Origin of the sequence: Polynucleobacter sp. AP-Feld-500C-C5 (assembly GCF_018882265.1) — a bacterium.
Classification (GTDB): domain Bacteria; phylum Pseudomonadota; class Gammaproteobacteria; order Burkholderiales; family Burkholderiaceae; genus Polynucleobacter.
Map to the genome: position 1 here is coordinate 1 of NZ_JACVOW010000008.1, position 3,762 is coordinate 3,762.

The following is a 3,762-nucleotide window of genomic DNA, read 5'->3' on the forward strand; positions in this document are numbered from 1 at the left end:
CCCGCTTAAGACCACCTGACTTTAGAAACTCTTTAACTACCTTTAGCTTGAACTGCTTGCTGTACTTGCTCATAAAACAAAACCCCCTTGGTTGGACATAGCGTCCAACTTTTGGGGGTCAGTTCACAAAGGTGGCTTTAGTGTTTCTTAGCGGCTCCAAGCAGAATCGATCGAAGCCTTGAATGCTCTACCTTACTTAATTAGACCGCAGGCAATTCTGGGGCCTGAGTTACCCGCTGGCTGTGATTTGTAATCATCAGGGTCGCGATGAACAACAACTGATCTTCCCAATATTCCAGTAGGGCCACTATTAACTGCAAACCCACTTAACTTTGCCGAATACACTGCATTGCCATTGGCGTCCGATTTAATATTTGGCATATCTCCAGCATGATTTGAGCCGCTTCCAGGCATACCATGTGACTTTGTGTCTGGATTAAAGTGTCCGCCTGCACTGGTTGCATCAGGAGCAGAGCAATCTCCTTTTTCGTGAACATGAAATCCTTGCTCAGCATTTGGCTTTAATCCGGAAAAGTTCCCGGTTACCAAAACATCATGTCCTTGCCAAACAAAGTTAACCGTACCTTTTGTATTTGATCCAGAACGTGAATCCAGGGTGGCCGATGCTTTTTGGCCGGTTCCATGCTCCATTGATTGGCAAGCCACCAAAGACATAACTGCAAGCGCGCCCATTGTTAAAGAAATCCCTTTAATCATTACCTGTCTCCTTTTGTTTATATTGCTGCAAGTTAGATCTTGCCTGATTCTCACAAAAATACCATTAAATCAAAAAAGACCTCTTTCAAAGTAGTCTTATTAATTTATTTAAGGGCGGACGGTATCAAACTCTGCCCTCAGGGCTTGGGACTAGGATAAAGTGTATGGGAAAGATGTTCTCCGTTTTTATTCACCTTCACCAAAACCATATCGCCCACCCCAACTACTTTGCCAGTGAAGGCCTGAATATTGACATGGTGTGTTACCAGAATGAGTGGCGCCTTAGATTGCCTAGACAGCTCGCTTTTAATGAGCTCCTCCAATTCTTTGGTTTGCTTCTTTTCTAGGCTCATATTGTCAAAAAATGAGCCGAGTGATGGCTCAATTTTTATTGGGCCCTTATTAAGAAGAGTTGCTGTATCCAAACATCTACACCATGGACTACTAAACACGTCTGCCTTTTGAATACCTTGGCTAGCTAACCACACCCCTATTGCCTTAGCTTGTCTTTTGCCGTAATCATCTAAGTTACGCTGAGTGGAACACTGGCTAATGACATACCCAGCAGGATCTCCATAGCCAGGAGCATCAGCGTGCCTCATTAACAGCACATGCTGACCATCCTGCAAATCATTTGCCAGAGTAGCCATTACTTGCTGAGCAATACAAAGACTGCTCAGTAAAAAAATACATGTAGTAATGGTTCGATTAATACGATTCATAAAAATTTTGTCATTTTGCAAGTCAGCCACACCATCCTAATCGATGACCATCAATCCTGCCAGACCAAAAGATAATGCCCCGCATAAAGCGGGGCATTATTGAGTTCTTGGTAACCCGGATCGGAATCAGCAAGAGCCAAGGATCTCTAATCCAGCTTAACCACTCTTTAGAGCTTTTTCTAGACAGGCAGATAAATGCTCATAATGCTTAATCGCTTTTGTCGTAGGAATCACAAATTTTTTGCGCCCATCAGTCTTATCTTCATTGAGCTTTACATAACCCATGGCGACTAAATTCTTAATACGTCCGTGGAGCGTCGCTTGTGAGCCTAGCTCACTTAAGGAAATTAAATCGCCCACCAAAAGCTCCTTGCCTTGAGTGGCAGCCAAGGTAATCTTGTTCAGAAGTTGCTCTTCGGTTGCATCTAGTTTCTTGCCTGGATTCATATGATCAAGGCCATCTAAGCAATTTAAAAAACGAATATAGGCTGAAGGGTTAATAGCTTTCATAATCTCAATTCTACCCCCCCCCCGAAGGGTAAACACCACTATGCTATGCACCAATTAAATTCATAATCATTTAATGCCTATTTTCAAGGCTTCTAGCCAATTTCTCTTCGAAATCATCCTTAGCGCCGCTCTGTATATGGCATTCTTTTATTTCAATCAAGCCATCACGGCACCACTTGAAGATGCCAGGGGGGTTAATTGGATTTTTCTCCCTGCAGGCATTCGTATTTTTATCACTCTAATATTAGATTACTCTGGCGCTATTGGCCTAGCCATTGCTTCACTCTTAATTAACTACATTGGTTTTTATGAATACGGCATAACTTCTACAGTTGGTATTGCGATTATTTGCGGAGTAGCGCCTCTACTAGGTAGGCACTTTGTCATTCACAACCTCAAAGTTCAGCCCGATCTTAGTAACATTTCATTAAGACAGCTCTTGGTGATAATCGTTGCATATTCATTCCTGAGCTCAGGCCTACATCAACTTTGGTTTGTGATAATGGGTCTAGATTCTGGCAGTTGGAATCATTTCATTGCCATGTTCTGCGGAGATATTGCAGGATCAATATTGTTTGTGGCCGTTATTAAATATGGGATTGACTTAGTTAAAGGAAGGCTAGGCAGGGATAACTTGATTGAGTAGTGCCCTTTTAAAAAACGCTTCATGCTGGAGATAATCTAAGATTTCTGACTAAGTCTTATTTGGCAGGGGCCGAAGTTGGCTTACCTTTTTCCAAGATCACGGTTGCCAATAATTTGGTGATTCCTTTGGCCGTATTCTTTGCAGCATGTACTTTACCGCCTTCAATAATAAAACCATCGCCTTCTTTCAAAGAGGCCATCGGTTTTCCTTCAACCATTAAATCTACAGAACCCTCTAATATATAACCCACTAATTCGCCAGGATGTGTATGAGGAACTTCAGCGGCGCCAGCTGGAAACTCAACAATCTGCAAAGTGGCCTCTCTTCCGGTGCTACCCACATCCGATTTTTGAAGTACCGTACGTTTTGGTCGCAACTCGTCAGTCTGCGTCTGCGCGAACGCAAAGTGGGCCATAAAAAAACTGATCGACAAACCCAGCCCAAGCCATTTTGCTAGTTTCATTTTCAGCCCTTATTAAATTAATGTAGATATCGTATCGTAAACTGATTCTATGTGAGGATATATGAGACTACTAGGCCCTAGAATCGCTAATCTTTGGGGGCGTATTGCATCTCACCATTACCAAATGACCAGTTTTCTTTATTCACCTCAATCAAATTGATGACAATGTCTTGAGGTCTAACTTTAAGTCTTTCAACCAAGCCTTCACATATGGCTTTGTAGAACTTTTTTTTCAGCTCAGTAGTTCTACCCTCATTTAAAGTCACCTGAATAAAGATAATATCTTCAGAATACTCAATGCCTAAATAACTTTTAGGTACGACTAGCTCCTGACTTTCGTGCTTAGTAATAACTTGAAACTTATCATCTTTAGGCACATTAATATGCGCCGTCATCACTTGATAAACAATTTCGCCCACTTGCTGGGCAAAGCCTTCTTGGTGTTTTTTGCTTAAATCGATTCTGACAAATGGCATAGAGCCTCCTTATTTACTTTTATCTTATCTAAATCTGATAAATCTTGTTATGCCATGCACTCATTTGTCACAAAAGAAAATAGCCCAACAAGTGGGCTATTTGTCCTACCCGAGACATAGTTTACGTTTTATACCGGGCACATACTTTACAGTTTTTGGCATAGGAGGGACCACTCTATGCCGTGGAATGAAAGTACGAAGATGGACGAAAAGCTCAAATTTGTGTCT

At 41.9% G+C, this 3,762-nt stretch carries 6 protein-coding genes; 1 reads left to right on the plus strand and 5 read right to left on the minus strand.

Going from position 1 to position 3,762, the window contains the following annotated elements; all coding sequences use genetic code 11:
- Nucleotides 1-192 precede the first annotated feature (192 nt).
- From ICN21_RS01625 to ICN21_RS01635, 3 genes are all read right to left on the minus strand, one after another.
- Nucleotides 193-717: a superoxide dismutase family protein gene (locus ICN21_RS01625; RefSeq protein WP_251372063.1), complete on the minus strand. Its 525-nt coding sequence runs from the start codon at nucleotides 715-717 to the stop codon at nucleotides 193-195.
- A 137-nt stretch (nucleotides 718-854) separates the two neighbouring features.
- On the minus strand, nucleotides 855-1,439 hold the full coding sequence (locus tag ICN21_RS01630; RefSeq protein ID WP_255534163.1) for a histidine phosphatase family protein: 585 nt from the start codon (nucleotides 1,437-1,439) through the stop codon (nucleotides 855-857).
- Between the two features lie 156 nt (nucleotides 1,440-1,595).
- Entirely contained in the window at nucleotides 1,596-1,949 is a 354-nt protein-coding gene (locus ICN21_RS01635) for a winged helix DNA-binding protein (RefSeq protein WP_215296020.1), read from the minus strand.
- A 73-nt stretch (nucleotides 1,950-2,022) separates the two neighbouring features.
- On the opposite strand from ICN21_RS01635, the gene ICN21_RS01640 reads away from it, so the two are divergent.
- Nucleotides 2,023-2,595 carry a hypothetical protein gene (locus ICN21_RS01640; protein ID WP_255534164.1) on the plus strand — a complete coding sequence of 191 codons (573 nt, stop codon included), beginning with the start codon at nucleotides 2,023-2,025 and terminating at the stop codon, nucleotides 2,593-2,595.
- A 55-nt stretch (nucleotides 2,596-2,650) separates the two neighbouring features.
- Here ICN21_RS01640 and ICN21_RS01645 read toward each other — a convergent pair whose 3' ends face one another.
- Both ICN21_RS01645 and ICN21_RS01650 read right to left on the minus strand, forming a co-directional pair.
- Complete coding sequence (locus ICN21_RS01645) at nucleotides 2,651-3,058, minus strand: cupin domain-containing protein (protein WP_216123325.1); 408 nt, start codon at nucleotides 3,056-3,058, stop codon at nucleotides 2,651-2,653.
- Between the two features lie 86 nt (nucleotides 3,059-3,144).
- Entirely contained in the window at nucleotides 3,145-3,534 is a 390-nt protein-coding gene (locus tag ICN21_RS01650; protein ID WP_216176282.1) for a tautomerase family protein, read from the minus strand.
- Between the last annotated feature and the right edge of the window lie 228 nt (nucleotides 3,535-3,762).

Excerpts from the sequence above, each read along its gene's own strand:
- ICN21_RS01625 (WP_251372063.1), bottom strand. The coding sequence starts at position 717 with ATGATTAAAGGGATTTCTTTAACAATGGGCGCGCTTGCAGTTATGTCT.
- ICN21_RS01630 (WP_255534163.1), bottom strand. The coding sequence starts at position 1,439 with ATGAATCGTATTAATCGAACCATTACTACATGTATTTTTTTACTGAGC.
- ICN21_RS01635 (WP_215296020.1), bottom strand. The coding sequence starts at position 1,949 with ATGAAAGCTATTAACCCTTCAGCCTATATTCGTTTTTTAAATTGCTTA.
- ICN21_RS01640 (WP_255534164.1), top strand. The coding sequence starts at position 2,023 with ATGCCTATTTTCAAGGCTTCTAGCCAATTTCTCTTCGAAATCATCCTT.
- ICN21_RS01645 (WP_216123325.1), bottom strand. The coding sequence starts at position 3,058 with ATGAAACTAGCAAAATGGCTTGGGCTGGGTTTGTCGATCAGTTTTTTT.
- ICN21_RS01650 (WP_216176282.1), bottom strand. The coding sequence starts at position 3,534 with ATGCCATTTGTCAGAATCGATTTAAGCAAAAAACACCAAGAAGGCTTT.